This window comes from Mycobacterium sp. SMC-14, assembly GCF_046250075.1.
In the GTDB taxonomy this organism is placed as follows: domain Bacteria; phylum Actinomycetota; class Actinomycetes; order Mycobacteriales; family Mycobacteriaceae; genus Mycobacterium.
On record NZ_CP176429.1, the window covers coordinates 3,729,821 to 3,745,991 of the forward strand.

Genomic DNA, 16,171 nt, shown 5'->3' on the forward strand with positions numbered 1-16,171 from the left:
ACGCTCGGCGAGGATCAGCGGTCGCGGGTCAGCTCCGCACCGTCGCCCAGAAGTCGCACTGATGCTCGGCGGCGTAGTCGGTGATCATCCGGCTGCCGTCGGTGCGCAGTGACATCCACCGCCGGTCGGGCCCGTTTCCTATCGCGGGCCAATCAGGTTGGTCGACGGCGATCGGTGCACCGGTCACGACGAACCCGGTCCAGTACTCGATCATCTGGTCGGATAACCGGCGCTGCGCGGGATCGAGCGGCGGGGCGCCACCGATGTCGAAGAGGTAGCGCATCTCCAGCGAGTGCGTGGCGCCGATCGGGAAAGGCACCTGGTCGAACAACTCCGGGGCAGGCGCGTGCGGGTCGTCGAATTCATAGCCGTACACCGGCGCACCGCCGACCAGGCCGCGGGCCATCCGGTCGGCCAGGCAGGCGAAGATGTCGTCGGTCGCAGCGGCGGCATAGGCGAGTGAGACGCTCCCGTCGAACCTGGCCGGCGGATAGTGCTCGGCCACCGCGGCGGCGGAGTCACGACCGAACGTGTCGCTGAGCTCGTCGGGGTATTCCGCGGCGGTGATCTCCTGCCCGACGCGTAGATAGCGCAGCGCGACGAACAGTGCGAACTCGTCGCGGTTGACCCCGAGCAGCACCGGCTTACCCGCGGGGCCGCCCTCGCCCGGTGGCTCCCGGAACACTCGCACCGGATCCTTGGGCAGCAGCGCGGTTCCGACCACCGGGCCGCTGAGGTGATCGGTGCCGAACCGTGAGTACCACAGCGGCTTGGCCAGCCGGTCGGGCGGCAACGCCCGCAGGCACGACGCGATCTGCTCATCAGGGTCTTGCGGCGCGGTGGCCCGGTCGCCGCACCCCACGGATTCGGTGTATTCACGGCTGATCCGCTGCGCGTCGGGCACCTCGACCTGGGCCTGACACGGGCCGCTTTGAATGATCGCGGCCCGGAACAGATCCGCCGAATCCGGGGCAGCCAGGTGGTCGCAGACCGACATGCCGCCGGCGGACTCACCGGCGATGGTCACCTTGTCCGGGTCGCCGCCGAATTCGTCGATGTTGTCGCGAACCCAGCGCAGCGCCGCCTGTTGGTCGGCCAGCCCGTAATTGCCGGGGTTGCCCAGCGCGGGGTCGGCCAGGAATCCGAGCGCGCCCAGCCGGTAGTTGATGGTGACGACGATGATGCGTCCGCGGACGGCAAGCCGTTGCGCGTGGTAGATGTCGCCGGCGCCCCGCATGAAACTGCCGCCGTGGATCCACACCATGACCGGCAGCGGCTCGGCGGCCGAGCCGGTCGGAGTCCACACGTTGAGCGTCAGGCAGTCTTCGCTGATCGGATCCACGTCGGCGGCATCCGGCTGAATGCACCAGGGGCCACGTCTGACCGCATCACGCACACCGGGCCACGCCGGCATCGGCGCCGGCGGCTGCCACCGCAGCGGCCCAACCGGCGGAGCGGCGTACGGGATCCCTTGAAACAGCCGGTGATCCGGACCGACGGTGCCTTTCAACAGGCCGGATCCGGTCCGCACCACATCGGCGTTGAGCGCGACCGCACGGGGCCCCACGCTCGAGTGGGATGCCGCCCCGTCCGAGCGCGCGCACCCGGCCGCCAACACCGCAGTCAGCGCCAGCACCACAGCGCCGACCCGGCGAGGCCAGCGGCACGATCCGATCGACATGACCGAAGAGCCTAATCGGCCGCAATCAGCCCAAAGCGCCGCCACGACGGCCGGCGATCCGCAACACTGGACCCAAACCTGACACGTGTCAAAAATGGGGACTAGGAGCAGGGTATGAGCACACCGATCATCGACCAGGCCGCCCAGGTGTTCGTCGACCCCAGCGCCTACGCCGACGAACCTCGGCTACACGCGGCCCTGACCCATCTGCGCGCACACGCACCGGTGTCCCTGGTCGACCATCGGCCGTACCGCCCGTTCTGGGCCATCACCCGCCACGCCGACATCATGGAGATCGAGCGTGACAACGTGCTGTGGATCAACGCACCGCGGCCCGTGCTGGCGCCCGCTGACGCCGACGACCTGCAGCGCTCCCTGCTCGAGTCCGGAATGGGGCTGCGGACCCTGATCCACATGGACGATCCGCAGCACCACAAGATGCGCACGATCGTCTCAGACTGGTTCCGCCCCAAGGCGATGCGGATGCTCAAGACCCGCATCGATGAACTCGCCCATCGCTACGTCGAGAAGATGGTGCAGCTCGGCCCGGAGTGCGATTTCGTGCAGGAGGTCGCGGTCAACTACCCGCTGTTCGTCATCATGTCGCTGCTGGGTCTGCCGGAAACGGACTTCGGCCGCATGCTGCGGCTGACCCAGGAACTGTTCGGCGGCGACGACGAGGAGTACCGCCGCGGCTTGACTCCCGAGGAGCAGCTGCCGGTGCTGCTCGACTTCTTCTCCTACTTCGGGGCGTTGACCGCGGCGCGGCGCGCACAACCAACCGACGATCTGGCCTCCACTATCGCCAACGCGACCGTCGACGGCGCACCGCTGTCGGATGTGGATACGGCTTCCTATTACGTCATCATCGCCACCGCCGGCCACGACACCACCAGCGCCGCGATCGGCGGCGGCCTTCGGGCAATCATCGAACACCCGGATCAGCGGGAGCGGCTGCGTTCCGACCTGCGACTGATGCCGACCGCGGTCGAGGAGATCATCCGCTGGGTGACGCCGGTCAAGGAATTCATGCGCACCGCCACCGCCGACACCACGGTGCGCGGCGTACCGATCGCGGAAGGCGAATCGGTCTATCTGTCGTATGTTTCGGCCAACCGTGACGAGGACGTGTTCGACGACCCGTTCGCCTTCGACGTCGGGCGCGACCCGAACAAGCATCTGGCATTCGGGCACGGAGTGCACTTCTGTGTGGGCTCCGCCTTGGCGCGCATGGAGATCAGCAGCTTCTTCAGCGCCTTGCTGCCGCGGCTCGAGGCCATCGAGCTCGCCGGCGAGCCCCAGCTGGCGTCGACGACGTTCGTCGGCGGCCTCAAGCACCTGCCGATCCGCTACCGGCTGCGGTCCTGACCGCAGAGGAGTACCGCGGCCCGGTGCGCCAGCATCGCGATCGTCGCGTGCGGTCCGCGGCTGGTGATCTGGGGCAGCGCCGAGCCGTCGATCACCCACAGCCCGTCGATGCCACGCACCCGGCACTGCGCATCGAGCACCGCTGCCTGGTCGCCGTCGTCGCCGATCGGCGCACTACCACACAGGTGCTGTGACGTCGACCAACGCGGCTCTGCACCAACACCTTTCACGCCCACTATCTGATCGACCACGTCCACACCGCTGCGCAGCGCCGCCATATCCTCTGGCTCGGTGTCATAGCGGTGTTCGATACGCGGTGGTACTTGCGGGTCCGCCGAGACCAGGCTTATCCGCCCGCGGGCCCGCGGAGTCATCAGCGCCACTCCGATCTGCGGCTGGTCGGGCGTGTCGACTTCACCGACCATCGCGGCGAAACCGGCGGTGTAGGGTCGAATCTCGACGTTCTCATGGTGCAGCACCGTTTCCAGCACCGGGCGGCCGGGCGTGCCCGGCCATGCCGATGCCACCAGCCATTCCGGGTGATCCGCACAGTACGCGCCGACCGGAAGCGCTGCCTTTACCGCGACACCCGCATCACGAAGCATGGCCTCTCCACCGACACCGGACAGCATCAACAGGTGTGCCGATCCGATCGCCCCGGCGCACAACACGATCCGATCCGCAGTCAGCCTGATGGGACCCTGTTCACCGATCGCTTCCACGGCTATGGCTCGATCGGCTTCGATGGCGACGCGGACCGCCCGGGTCTGTGTCAGGACCGCGAGGTTGTCCCGCGACAGTGCGGGTCGCAGGTACGCCACCCCCGGTCCGGTGCGCACGCCATCGGCAGTTACGTTGAGCGGGACGGCACCCGCGCCGGATCTCGTCGTCAGCGTCGCGTCGTTGAGATCGTCGATCCACCCGAACCCCGCTCGCTGCACGGCATCATTGAATCGTTTTGTGCTATCGCACATTTCACGAGTCCGTCGGACGGGTATCGGGCCGGCATCGCCGTGTTGCGGGCCGTGGAAGTCAAGGTCGGTCTCGACGGCGCGAAATGACTCCAACAGCTGCGGCCACGCCCAACCCGCAGGGTAGCCGGCGAAGTCTGCCGGGAGCCCCCGGCAGAAGTACCCCCCGTTGACCGCGCCGGATCCGCCGAAGGTGGCACCTCGCACGATTGTCACCGTGTTGCCGGCCCTGCTGATCAGCTCGGCACGATACCGATGCACCAGCCGGCTGGCCGGGCCGATCGGCAATGTCATCGCGTCGGCGGTCTGCGCAGCCACCACCGGATCCCCCAGACCTGGACCCGATTCCACCACCGTGACCGAGCATGAAGGGTCCGACGAAAGCATTGCCGCGACAATCGATCCCGCGCTCCCAGCCCCCACCACCAGCGCATCGCTGTGTACCACCGGAACGGCCAAGGCGGCCTAGCTGCGAATCTGCGGCCTGAGTGCGGCGAGGTTGCGTTCACGCACCACACCGCTCCACAGGCCGGCGCCGTAGGCCAGATCGTCCACCCGCTTGAGCAGCAGATAGGCCGGCAGCCCCAATGGCCGCGAATCGTCCTCACTGCGCGCGTGCCGCAGCCAATCCACCACCCCGTCGGCGACCGCCGCCAGCAGCAGCGCCCTGCGGCAGCGCTGTGACACGCACGCGGCCAGCAGTGCGACGGGCCAGTAGTGCCGGCACAGCGCCGAGGCGATCTGCAGCCCGGCGCTCGCCAGTCCGCGCAACGTCACCATCAGCACATCGGCCGGCGCAGTGTCTGGGCCCCGCATGGACCGGGCAACCCGGTGCCCGGTCAGTGCGGCGATGGTCAAGGAGACCAGATAGCCCAACGCCGAGCCGAGCGCCATCAGCGCCCAGCCTGCCAGCGCCCAGCCGGAGATCACCATGGGTGCGGCCTTGTCCGGGTGGCGGGCCGACAGCGGTGCCGCCGATCCCCCGTAAAAAGCCTTGCGCGCCACCCAATCCCGCAGCTCCACCCGGTGATCGTGGGCGACCTGCGCAATCGGCTCATAGCGCAGCCTGCTGCCCGCATCCACCAATCGCCAGCACAGGTCGACGTCTTCACCGGAATGCAGCGCCTCGTCGAAGCCGCCCAGCTCCCGCAGCGCCGTGGAACGGCAGATGATCGCCGCGCTGGGGACGTAGGCGACCTTGCCGTAGGGCACCACGGGTGCCTCGCAGCCACCCAGGTCCAGCGACGAACGCATGGACTCATACCGCGCTACCAGGTGACCACTGTCGGCCATACCGACGATCCGCGGGGCTACCAGGGCCACGGCCGGGTCGCAGAAGTGCCCCAGCAGGGCCTCCAGCCAGCCCCTACGCGGCACCACATCGGAATCCAGGAACGCCACGAAATTCGTCGTGCAGGACATCAACCCGGTGTTGCGCGCGGCCGCCGGCCCCCGACTCTCCGGGTGGCGCAGCACCTGCACCTCGCAGCAGTGCGCCGCGGTCAAATCCTCCCGACAGATCGGAACCTGAGACCCGTCGTCCACCACCACGACACGCAGCCCACGCAGAGCCGCAACCAGCCGCTGCAGTCCGATGATATTGTCCCGCACCGGAATAACGACCGTCACGTCTCGATACGATGGCCCGCCGGCCGGCCGTGGATGGGCAACGGTGGCATCCAAAAGGGTACGGGCCAGCTGTGCGCTGACCGCGTCGCGTACCTCCAGACGGCCGTCGGACAACATCCCCTGGGCGGCCGGCGCCAGCCGCAGCAGCCGGGTCGGCGACCCGCCCAACAGTGTGGATCCGCGTCCCAGGACCCGTACCTTCCGGTCGACCTGCACGGCGAAGCCGTCAGGCAGCCGGGCCGCGGTCACCGCAGCATCCCGTTCGCCCCGGGAGCCCAGGTATCAACGGCCGCCAGGCCGGCGTCGACCATCTCGGCGAAGAGCCGCTGCCCTTCACCGGCAGTGGCGGTGGTCGGGTCACCCAGCACCCCGACTGCGCTCACCGCCGCGACCCCGCCGCCGCGCATCGCGGGAAGCAGCTGCGCCAACGGTGCGCTGTTACCCGGCCGCGCCCGGTCGAGCCGGACGCTTTCCGGCGAAAGATGCAGCAGCAGAGAGGTTTCAGTGTGTCCGGCGTGGGCATCAGCACCCGGGGCGGCACACGGAAGCCAGCCCACGTCGCGGCCTTCGAACCGCAGCCGGCCTACCGCCTCGACCAATGCGGGCACATTGCCGCCGTGGCCGTTGACGAAGACCACCCGCTGCGCCCAGCAGCAGGCGGAGCGCCCGTACTCCAGCAACAGCTGGGTCAGTGCCTCGGTGCCGATCGAGATGGTGCCGGCAAAGCTCTGATGCTCGCCGCTGGCGCCGTAGGCAATGGCCGGCGCGACCGTCCAACCCTGCCCCGACCCGGCTGCTGCCAACCGCTCGGCCAACCGCTGAGCGAGCGCCTGTGCGACCCGGGTATCGGTGTCCAGCGGTAGGTGCGGGCCGTGCTGCTCAGTCGACCCGACCGGGACCAGCAGCCGCATCCCCCGCTCCGGCAGCTGACCCTGTAGCTGGTTCTGCAGTTCGTCCCAGGTCGAACTACCGAGCTCGCCGCCAACCGCCATCGGACGATGGTAAGCGAATTCACCTGTCGTACACCAGTTGTTGACGAGTACGACCCGAGTAAATTTTTCGCTCCGGGGACCGGAATGCTTTCCCGTGATCACGTCCGTCCCGTCCGCCACGGGCGTATCAGAACTGACGCTGATTTAGCAGGTGGGCGCGCCGGCCCGACCAGTGGCGGACCTGCGCCTTCCGACTAGACCTCGGCGGCGGGCACGCCGAGCGCCCGGGTGAAACCGGCCGGAATCAGAATGTCGTCCGCCGACAGGTCGTGCACCGACGCCCGGCCGAGGCCCATCAGGGCCGAGTCGATGCCGCCCCGGAGGATGTCCAAGACGTTCTCCACCCCGGGCTGTCCGGCGGCGCCCAGCCCCCACAGGTAGGCCCGGCCGATCATCACCGCACGCGCTCCCAGCGCCACTGCCTTGACGACGTCGCTGCCCCGCCGGATGCCACCGTCCAGCAACACCTCGATCTGGTCGCCCACCGCTTCGGCGATGGCAGGCAGGGCCCGGATCGCCGCGGGCGTGCCGTCCAGGTTGTTACCACCGTGGTTGGAGACCGATATCGCCGAAACACCGGCATCCACAGCCCGTTTCGCGTCGTCTACCCGCATCACGCCCTTGAGCATGAACGGCCCGCCCCACAGCTCACGCAGCCAGGCGATGTCTTCCCAGGTGGGCGGTGGGGTGCCCATCCATTCCCCATAGGCCTGGAAGAACGGCGGACCGGCCTCGCCGCGGCCTGCCTGGTTGGGCACCCGCAGGCTCGGCGGACGCAGGGTCTTGGCCCACCGCAGGAACCATCCGGGCCTGGTGAGAGCCTCAGGCATCATCTTGACCATGGTCTTGAGGTCCATCTTCTCCGGGATGGTGGGGCTGCCCCAGTCCCGCCCGTGCGAGAAGCTCCAGTCGGTGGTCGCGATCATCCCGACGGCCCCGGCTGCCCGGGCGCGCTCCGCCCGCTCGGCGATGGCGTCGCGTCCCCCCAGCCAGTAGATCTGGAAGAAGGTCTTGGGGTTGGCGGCGATGACCTCTTCCATCGGCTTGCTGGCAAACGACGACAGGCCCATGGCGGTGCCGCGCGCCGCCGCCGCTCGCGCGACGGCAACCTCGCCGTCCGGGTCGACTGCCTGCACACCGGTCGGCGAGATCATCACCGGCATCGAGATCTCTTGCCCCATAACCGTTGTCGACAGTTCGCGGCTGGCGGGAGCACCCACCACGTGCGGCGCGAATCCCAGTTCGCTGAACGCCGCCACGTTGTCGCTGACCGTCAGGCCCTTTTCACTGGCCGAGATCAGCGAGGAGTACGCGGACTTCGGGAGCCGCTTCTTGGCTCGCTCCTGGGCAATAGCAACGGTTTCGAACCAGACATCACGAGCCATGATCAGATTGGACTTTCATTGCAGAGGCGGGCCGGCGGACGCATGGACAGCGTCAACGGCACCACAGTGGTGATCGGCTTGCCGCGGGAGTGGTCCGCGGCCGGACGGGGCTTGGTCCGATCGGCGGCCAGCGCGGGAGCGCCGTAGCCCTGGACGCATTCCGGATCGGGGCCGTCCAGCGGCAGGCCGGTGAAGAACTTGGCGGCCATGCAGCCGCCCCGGCAGCTGTCGTAGTGGTCGCAGCTTCCACACGCCCCCGCGGACTGCGGCTCACGCAGTTCACGAAACAGCGGGGCGTTCTTCCATACGTTGTCGAAACCGCCGTCGGACAGCACGTTTCCAGCCAGGAAGCGGTCGTGGATAGCGAAGGGGCAGGCGTAGACATCGCCGACGGGGTCGATCAGGCACACCACCCGTCCGGCACCACACATGTTCAGTCCGGCCAGCGCGCCGGGCGCGCCCAGGCCGGACAGGTGGAAGAAGGAGTCGCCGGTCAGCACGCGTTCCCCGTTGGCCACCAGCCAGTCATAGAGCTGGACCTGCTGGTCGGCGGTCGGGTGCAGGTCGTCCCACACGTCGGCGCCGCGCCCCGACGGCCGCAGTCGGGTGATCCGTAGCGTGGCTCCGTAGCGGCTGGCCAGCGCGGCGAAGTCGTCGAGCTGGTCGATGTTGTGGCGGGTCGCAACCACCGAGATCTTGGCATCGGAGAATCCGGCCGCGGCCAGGTTCTCCAGCGCGCGGATCGCCATGTCGAACGAGCCGGGGCCACGGATCGGGTCGTTGACCTCGGCGGTGGCACCGTCCAGGGAGATCTGGACGTCGACGTAGTCGCTGGCCGCCAGCTTGGCCGCCACCTCGGGGGTGATCCGCAGACCGTTGGTAGAGAACTTCACCCCGACGTGGTGCTCGGTCGCGTAGTCCACCAGCTCCCAAAAGTCCGAGCGCACAGTGGGTTCCCCGCCACCGATGTTGACGTAGAACACCTGCATGCGTTCCAGCTCGTCGATGATGTCCTTGCATTGCTGCGTGGACAGCTCGCGGGGATCGCGCTTGCCCGACGAGGACAGGCAGTGCACGCACGCCAGGTTGCAGGCGTAGGTCAGTTCCCACGTCAGGCAGATCGGAGCGTCAAGCCCGTGCTCGAATTGTTCGATCAGCCGGGGCACCGGTGCCACGGATGTCATTGGCCCTCCCTGGGCATCAGCATCTTCGAATCCGCCAACACGCGCAGCGCGTGTAGGTACGGACCCTGGTCGGCGTCGTCGACTCCGGCTGCGCGGCAGGCGGATCGGACATCGTCGTGCTCCGGCAGAGACCGCACCACCTCGACGATGGTGCGGTTCTTCAGAAACGACAACTTACGGGTGCCGAAGTGGTACAGCAGCGCACCAAACGGCTCCGGACGGAGCGCCACCTGCGGGTGCAGCTCCCAGCCGCGGTCGGGGTCGAACACCGTTGCCTCCGACTCCACGGCGACGTCCGGCATGGTCAGTAGACGCCGCACATGCCGTCGATGGACACCTCTTCGACCAGGGTCTCGGTGACGATCTCTGAGTTCGATGTCGCCGACGAAGCGGCTCCGGCAGCGCTATCAATCTTTTGGTTCTGGTCCATGACGCGGGCCTTTCTCACGTTCGGGTTCGACAACGGACTGTCGTGTCGGTCACAATCTCGGACAGAATATGGCATCGAGTGCCGTAAAGGAAGTGGGGCTGTCAGATGGGCGGTACACCGAATCCGCACCCCCGCGCCGGGAGGCGGCGCTCCACCACCCCGCAGCACATCACCGACGTGGCCATCGACCTGTTCGCCGCCCGCGGATTCGGCGAGGTGAGCGTCGACGACGTGGCGCAGGCCGCCGGCATCGGCCGGCGCACGGTATTCCGGTACTACGCCTCGAAGAACGCCATCCCGTGGGGCGACTTCGACGCACACCTGCAACAACTGCGCGAAACCCTGGACGGCATCGACCCGGCCGCACCTCTCGGCGATGCGCTACGCGCGGCACTCTTGGCGTTCAACACTTTCGGCGCGAGTGAGACGGCGCGCCATCGCCGGCGGATGCGGGTGATCCTGCAGACCGATGAGCTGCAGGCGTACTCGATGACGATGTACGCCGGATGGCGCAACGTCATCGCGGAGTTCGTGGCGCGCCGCGCGGGCCTGGACCCCGACGACCTGCGGCCGCAGACGGTGGCGTGGATGATGCTGGGGGTGGCGCTCAGCGCCTACGAACGCTGGCTGGGAGATGAGTCGCTGGTGCTGCCCCAGGTTCTCGGTGCGGCGTTCGACGCGATCCGCGGCGGCCTGGACTGACGCTCACCCCACGACGTCGCGGTAGGCGGTGACCACCGGCTCCAGCTCGTCAGGGGTGGCCCCGTGCAGGATCACCGCGTCGGCGCCGTAGTCGAACTCCTCGCGGATACGCTCCGCGCAGCACCGCGCCGGTCCGGTGGCCGCCGGTTCCAGCCACTCGCCGGGGATCAACGTCGCGATGTGCTCGATCTGCTCGGCGGTGGCCTTGTGGTCGATACCGCCCGGGATCGAGGTCACCACCGGGTCTTCGCGGAAGCGTTGCAGCACCGCCGGGTCCCAGTTATTGGTGCGCACCAGCAGATCGCCATAGCCCTGTAGGTAGGTAGCCAGCCGCGCCACGGTCTTTTTCAGCCGCAACTCTTCGGGCAGGTGATCGCCCACGGTGGCGAAACACGACCACACCCGCACGCTCGCCGGGTCGCGGCCGGCTCGTTCCGCGGCGTCCTTCACCGTTTTCACACTGCGCTGCAAGGTCTCCGGGGTGAAGTAGGTGTGCAGAATGACGTCGTCGAACAATGCGCCGCCCAGCTCGAGGGTCTTGGGCCCGAATGCCACCAGCGCCAGCCGGATGTCTTCTCGGAAGTCCGGGTCCAAGAACAGCACCTGATAGCGGCCGATCGGCCCGTCGTGGCCCAAGATCACCTCGCCTTTCCAGAGTCGGCGCATCACCTGCGCGAAGTCGGCCATCTGCGCGGTGGTGACGTTCGGGATCCCGAACGCGGCGTACATGGCAGCCACGCCGCGGCCGATGCCCAGGGTGAACCGTCCCCCGGACAGTCGGTGCATGGTGGTGGCCCATGACGCGGTGATCAACGGATGGCGGGTGTTGTGATTGGTTGCCGCGGTGGCGATCTGCATCCGGTCTGTGACCGCGCACGCCGCCCCGACCAGCGACGACGCCTCCTTGACGTTCCAGCGTTCGGAGATGAACGCGGTCCCGAACCCGAGTTCCTCGCCACGGCGGGCTTCATCCATCAGCACGGCCGGGCCCTCCCCGCCGGCGCCGGCCAGCAGGTAGTAGCCCAGTTCGTCGAGAATCCGATCGGACCCGACCATGACCACGCTCCATTCCTGCCGATATATCTATCGATGGGTTTACGGTACGGTATTCAGTTGGACGCCGCGGGAGGAAATGCGATGAAGGTTCCGTTCACCTGGAAGGTCACCGGCTGGTTCATGATCGGCTGGTCACCGGAGTTCACCACCGGAGAGACCCGGGCCCTGCACTACTTCGGCGAGGACCTGGTCGCCTACCGGGACGCCGGCGGTGAACTGCACGTGATGGAGGCGCACTGCAAGCACATGGGCGCCCACCTGGGCCACGGCGGCACGGTGGTCGAAGATCGCGTCGAGTGCCCCTTCCACGGCTGGCAGTGGGGACCCGACGGCTGCAACAAATTCATCCCCTATCAGCCGGACCGGCCGAACAAAGCGTTGCGCCTGCGGGTCTACCCGGTCCGCGAGCAGCACGGCTGCGTGTTCGCATGGCACCACCCCGACGGCGCCGAACCCCACTGGGAGATGCCCGACATCTTCGGCAAGTTTCCCCAATTCACCGCCGGCCCGCAGGACTACTACCGGGCCTACCCGGAATTCTCCCGACGTCTGGAGGGCGAACCGGTCCATCCACAGATCGTCGCCGAAAATGCCGCTGACAGCGCACATTTCCAGTACGTACACCACGCGACGGTGACGCCCAGACTGCTCGACTGGGAGATGGCCGGCCAGGAATGGCACTTCGTCGCCGGCTTTCCCGACGAGCGCGCGGCTGACCCGGAACAGATGGCGTTGCGCTTCCACAGTCACCTGTTCGGGCTCGGCGGGGCGATCAGCATCTTCGAGGGCGTGCAGCAGCACCGGCTGATCTTCACCTGCACCCCGGTCGACGAGGGCCGCTCGGACCTGTTCTATTCGATCTGGTGGCCGAGGGTTCCCGGCGACGACTCCGACGCGCCGCCGGACGACGTCCGGGCGCGTGTCGAGAAGCAATTCCTGACTACCGTCGAAGACGATCTGGGCATCTGGCGCTACCAGCGCTACATCCAGAATCCGGCGCTGTCCAAGGTCGACGCGAAACCGTTTATGACACTGCGAAAGTGGGCGACACAGTTCTACGATGTGCCGGCATGACCGCCACACTGGCGGAATTAGTGGCGCCCCAGCACACCGCACTCATCACCCAGGAGCTGCAGGGCGCGGTGGTGGGACCCGACGCCGGCTTGGCGGCCCTAGCCGACGAGGCGCGCCGTGAGGCGCTGCCCAACATCGGCCGGCTGCTGCCGGCAGCGCGGTCGGCCGGCGTTGCGGTGGTGCACTGCCTGGTGCACCGTCGCCCGGACGGCCTGGGTTCGAACCACAACGCGCGGCTGTTCGCCGCCGGCCGCCGCGCGGTGCGCATCGATCCGGGCAGCGCCGGCGCCACCCTGCTACCCGAGTTCGGGCCGGAACCGTATGACCTGGTGCTCAGCCGCTGTCACGGCCTCGGGCCGATGGGCGGAACCGATCTGGATGCAGTCCTGCGCAACCTGGGCATATCCACCGTTGTCGCGGTGGGGGTCTCGCTGAACGTGGCCATCCCGAACCTGGTCATGGACGCGGTCAACGCCGCTTACCACGTGGTGGTGCCCCGCGACGCGGTGGCCGGTGTCCCGGCCGAGTACGGTGCTGCCATCATCGACAACACGTTGTCGCTGCTGGCGACGATCACCACCACACAGGAGCTGATGGACACGTGGCACCCCTGACCCAGTTCACCGTGCCCGAGGTCACCGACGCGGTGGCCGCGGCGATCCCCGACCGCGACATGATCGTCCAGGGCGACCGGCGCTACACCTATGCCCAGATCCTCGAGCGGTCCAACCGGCTGGCGTCCTACCTGCACTCGCGCGGGCTGGGGTGCCACACGCCCCGGTCGGATCTGTCTGCGCACGAGACCGGCCAGGACTTGTTGGGCATCTACGCCTACAATGGCAACGAGTTCGTCGAGACCCTGCTGGGCAGCTTCCGGGCCCGGGTGGCACCGTTCAACGTCAACTACCGCTACGTGCGCAAGGAATTGGCGTACCTGCTGGCGGATTCCGGCGCCACCGCGCTGGTGTATCACGCCGCGTTCGCCCCCACCTTGGCCGAAGTGCTGCCCGACCTGCCGCAACTCAAAGTGCTCATCCAGATCGCTGACGACTCCGGCAACACCCTGCTCGACGGGGCGGTCGACTACGAGACGGTGCTGGCGGAGAGCTCGCCGGAGCCGCCTCCGGTGCAACCCTCGCCCGACGATCTGTATGTGCTCTACACCGGTGGCACCACCGGGATGCCCAAGGGCGTGCTCTGGCGTCAGCACGACATCTTCATGGGCTCGTTCGGCGGCCGCAACCTGATGACCGCCGAAGAGGTCAGCTCCATCGACGACATCGTGGGGCCGGCTCGGGAGAACCCGGGCATCAGGCTGATGATCCTGCCGCCGCTGATCCACGGCGCCGCCCAGTGGGCGGTGATGACCGCGATCAACACCGGCCAAACCCTGGTCTTCCCTTCGGTTGTGGACCATTTCGACGCCGACGACGTGGTACGCGCCATTGAGCGCGAGAAAGTGCTGTCGGTGACCGTGGTCGGCGATGCGATGGCCCGGCCGCTACTGGACGCGATCCGCAACGGCACCGCCGACGTATCGTCACTGCTGGTGGTGGCCAACGGCGGCGCCCTGTTGACGCCGTACGTCAAGCAGCAGATCGTCGAGACCCTGCCCGGCGCGATGGTGATCGACGGTGTCGGTTCCTCGGAGACCGGCGCCCAGATGCGTCACATGTCGACATCGGGTGCCGTGTCCACCGGAACGTTCGCCGGCGGACCGGACACCTGCGTGGTGGCCGAAGACCTCGGGGCCGTGCTGCAACCCGGGCACGACGGCCTGGGCTGGCTCGGCCAGCGCGGCTATGTCCCGTTGGGCTACAAGGGCGATGCAACCAAGACCGCGGCCACCTTCCCGGTGATCGATGGAGCACGCTTCGCGGTCCCCGGCGACCGGGCCCGGCACCTGGACGACGGATCGATCGAGCTGCTCGGCCGGGATTCGGTGACGATCAACTCCGGTGGGGAGAAGATCTTCGCCGAGGAAGTCGAGACGGCCCTCGCCTCACATCCGAGTGTCGTCGACGTGGTGGTCGCGGGCCGGCCCAGTGAACGCTGGGGCCAGGAGGTGGTGGCCGTGGTGGCCCTCGCCGACGGTGCCGCCGTGACGGCCGCCGAACTCATCGAGCATGCCGGCGGGTCGCTGGCCCGCTACAAGCTGCCCAAGGCAGTCGTGTTCCGGTCGACGATCGTGCGCAGCCCGGCGGGCAAGGCCGACTACCGGTGGGCGCGCGAACAGGCCGAGCAGGGCTAGCGTCGTCAGCCGCGTTTGATCCGGCGACGAGTCCGGCCAAGCGCCGAGCGCAGCATCGCATCGGCGTAGAAGCGCATCGCGGGCCGAAACGGCGGCGCCGCACTGCCGGTCATGCTGAACGGCAGGTCGGAGCCCACCACGGTCCGGTAGTGGCTGAACGCGTCAAAGCCCGCCTTGCCGTGGTAGGCGCCCATGCCGCTGCGGCCCACCCCGCCGAACGGTGCCCCCGACGGAATCATCTGTGCCGCAAAATCGTTGCGGGCCACTCCACCGCTTCTGGTGCGCTGCACGAAGTCCCGAAAGCTCTTGCCGCCGGGACCGAACCAGTAGGCGACCAGCGGAGCGGGGCGTGCGTTGATCGTCGCGATCGCTTCATCGAGGGTGCCATAGCCCTGCACCATCAGCACCGGACCGAAGATCTCCTCGTCGGCGATCCGCATGGTCGCATCGACGCCACGCACCAGGGTGGGGGCGATCTTGCGGGACGCACGATCCGGCAGCGCCTCCCCGTCCGGCGCGACGGCCTCCACCACGGCGCCGCGGTCGCGCGCGTCGTCGATCAGAGCCAGCACCCGGTCGAAGTTGGCTTCGTTGACACTTGAGCAGTAGTCGCCATTGGTCAGGATCGTCGGGAACATGTCCCGCAACGTCTGCCGGGCCGCATCGACGAATGCGTCGATGTCGCGCTCGGGCACCAGAACATAGTCCGGACACACGCAGACCTGACCGCCGTTGACCATGCGGGCCGACGCGATCCGCTTCGCCGATCGCGCGATATCGGCGCCGGGCGCCACCACGACGGGATTCTTCCCGCCCAGTTCCAAGGTCACTGGGACCAAGTTGTCCGCGGCGGCGCGCTGAACCAGTGCACCCACCGACGGCGAACCGGTGAAGAAGACGTGATCGAACGGCAGACCGGCGAACGCGGCCGCCACCTCAGCACCGCCGGTGACGACGGCGAACTCGCTCTCCTCGAAGTACTTCGGCGCCAGCTGTGCCATCAGATCGGCGGTGCACGACGTGATCTCGGACATCTTGACCATCACCCGGTTGCCCGCCGCGAAAGCCGCCGCCGCCGGCACCACCACCAGTTGCAGCGGGAAGTTCCACGGCCCGATGATTCCCACCACGCCGAGTGGACTGGGCTGCACCTCGGCACGCAACCCGACCAGCCGGGCCGCACGCAACAACTTGCCCGGTCGCATCCATTGTCGGACATGCGATCTGGTGTGCTCGACCACGGGGACGATGCCAATCATCTCGGTGGCCAGTGAGGCCGCTCTCGACCGGGTGCCGAAATCTTGCGCCATCGCCTCGGTGAAGGCGTCGACGTTTTCCAGCACCATCGCGAGCAATCGGTCGATGCGGCTACGCCGGACCGCGACACCCGGCGGCCCGTCGGCCACGAAGGACCGCCGCTGCTTCTCCAGCAGATTTGCCAGCTCGGC

The 16,171-nt window shown here is 67.9% G+C and carries 15 protein-coding genes; 5 read left to right on the forward strand and 10 right to left on the reverse strand.

Features of this window, described 5'->3' with window-relative positions:
• Positions 1 to 28: 28 nt before the first annotated feature.
• Positions 29 to 1,681 (reverse strand): carboxylesterase/lipase family protein, encoded by a 1,653-nt coding sequence (locus ACKY0W_RS17725; protein ID WP_409435131.1) that lies wholly within the window; start codon positions 1,679 to 1,681, stop codon positions 29 to 31.
• Between the two features lie 114 nt (positions 1,682 to 1,795).
• On the opposite strand from ACKY0W_RS17725, the gene ACKY0W_RS17730 reads away from it, so the two are divergent.
• Positions 1,796 to 3,049, forward strand: coding sequence for a cytochrome P450 (locus ACKY0W_RS17730; RefSeq protein ID WP_409435132.1), 1,254 nt, complete (start codon positions 1,796 to 1,798; stop codon positions 3,047 to 3,049).
• Here ACKY0W_RS17730 and mftG read toward each other — a convergent pair.
• The 7 genes from mftG to mftA all read right to left on the reverse strand — a co-directional run bounded on the left by mftG (position 3,031) and on the right by mftA (position 9,640).
• The gene (mftG, locus tag ACKY0W_RS17735) at positions 3,031 to 4,479 is read right to left on the reverse strand and encodes a mycofactocin system GMC family oxidoreductase MftG (RefSeq protein WP_409435133.1); all 1,449 of its coding nucleotides are present in this window, start codon (positions 4,477 to 4,479) and stop codon (positions 3,031 to 3,033) included. The genes ACKY0W_RS17730 and mftG overlap by 19 nt on opposite strands.
• 6 nt (positions 4,480 to 4,485) lie before the next feature.
• Entirely contained in the window at positions 4,486 to 5,898 is a 1,413-nt protein-coding gene (mftF, locus tag ACKY0W_RS17740) for a mycofactocin biosynthesis glycosyltransferase MftF (RefSeq protein ID WP_409435134.1), read from the reverse strand.
• On the reverse strand, positions 5,895 to 6,641 hold the full coding sequence (gene mftE, locus ACKY0W_RS17745; RefSeq protein ID WP_409435135.1) for a mycofactocin biosynthesis peptidyl-dipeptidase MftE: 747 nt from the start codon (positions 6,639 to 6,641) through the stop codon (positions 5,895 to 5,897). The genes mftF and mftE overlap by 4 nt, the downstream gene beginning before the upstream one ends.
• 194 nt (positions 6,642 to 6,835) lie before the next feature.
• Complete coding sequence (mftD, locus tag ACKY0W_RS17750) at positions 6,836 to 8,026, reverse strand: pre-mycofactocin synthase MftD (protein WP_409435136.1); 1,191 nt, start codon at positions 8,024 to 8,026, stop codon at positions 6,836 to 6,838.
• 2 nt (positions 8,027 to 8,028) lie between these two features.
• Positions 8,029 to 9,210 carry a mycofactocin radical SAM maturase gene (gene mftC, locus ACKY0W_RS17755; RefSeq protein ID WP_409435137.1) on the reverse strand — a complete coding sequence of 394 codons (1,182 nt, stop codon included), beginning with the start codon at positions 9,208 to 9,210 and terminating at the stop codon, positions 8,029 to 8,031.
• Positions 9,207 to 9,512 carry a mycofactocin biosynthesis chaperone MftB gene (mftB, locus tag ACKY0W_RS17760; protein WP_409437835.1) on the reverse strand — a complete coding sequence of 102 codons (306 nt, stop codon included), beginning with the start codon at positions 9,510 to 9,512 and terminating at the stop codon, positions 9,207 to 9,209. Before mftB ends, mftC begins: the two co-directional genes overlap by 4 nt.
• Before the next feature lie 2 nt (positions 9,513 to 9,514).
• Positions 9,515 to 9,640, reverse strand: a complete 126-nt coding sequence (mftA, locus tag ACKY0W_RS17765) for a mycofactocin precursor MftA (protein WP_409435138.1) — start codon at positions 9,638 to 9,640, stop codon at positions 9,515 to 9,517.
• Between the two features lie 105 nt (positions 9,641 to 9,745).
• Between mftA and mftR the strand changes: the two genes are divergently transcribed.
• Positions 9,746 to 10,342, forward strand: coding sequence for a mycofactocin system transcriptional regulator (mftR, locus tag ACKY0W_RS17770; protein ID WP_409435139.1), 597 nt, complete (start codon positions 9,746 to 9,748; stop codon positions 10,340 to 10,342).
• A 3-nt stretch (positions 10,343 to 10,345) separates the two neighbouring features.
• Here the strand turns inward: mftR and ACKY0W_RS17775 are convergent, their stop codons facing one another.
• Positions 10,346 to 11,398: a TIGR03857 family LLM class F420-dependent oxidoreductase gene (locus ACKY0W_RS17775; RefSeq protein WP_409435140.1), complete on the reverse strand. Its 1,053-nt coding sequence runs from the start codon at positions 11,396 to 11,398 to the stop codon at positions 10,346 to 10,348.
• Positions 11,399 to 11,479: 81 nt separating this feature from the next.
• Here ACKY0W_RS17775 and ACKY0W_RS17780 point away from each other — a divergent pair, with 81 nt between their 5' ends.
• From ACKY0W_RS17780 to ACKY0W_RS17790, 3 genes are read left to right on the forward strand one after another with little or no spacing between them, the layout of a single operon-like run.
• On the forward strand, positions 11,480 to 12,472 hold the full coding sequence (locus ACKY0W_RS17780) for an aromatic ring-hydroxylating oxygenase subunit alpha (protein WP_409435141.1): 993 nt from the start codon (positions 11,480 to 11,482) through the stop codon (positions 12,470 to 12,472).
• Complete coding sequence (locus ACKY0W_RS17785) at positions 12,469 to 13,086, forward strand: cysteine hydrolase (protein ID WP_409435142.1); 618 nt, start codon at positions 12,469 to 12,471, stop codon at positions 13,084 to 13,086. Before ACKY0W_RS17780 ends, ACKY0W_RS17785 begins: the two co-directional genes overlap by 4 nt.
• Positions 13,074 to 14,723, forward strand: a complete 1,650-nt coding sequence (locus ACKY0W_RS17790) for an acyl-CoA synthetase (protein ID WP_409435143.1) — start codon at positions 13,074 to 13,076, stop codon at positions 14,721 to 14,723. Before ACKY0W_RS17785 ends, ACKY0W_RS17790 begins: the two co-directional genes overlap by 13 nt.
• A gap of 5 nt (positions 14,724 to 14,728) precedes the next feature.
• Here the strand turns inward: ACKY0W_RS17790 and ACKY0W_RS17795 are convergent, their stop codons facing one another.
• Positions 14,729 to 16,156: an aldehyde dehydrogenase family protein gene (locus ACKY0W_RS17795; RefSeq protein WP_409437836.1), complete on the reverse strand. Its 1,428-nt coding sequence runs from the start codon at positions 16,154 to 16,156 to the stop codon at positions 14,729 to 14,731.
• Positions 16,157 to 16,171 lie beyond the last annotated feature (15 nt).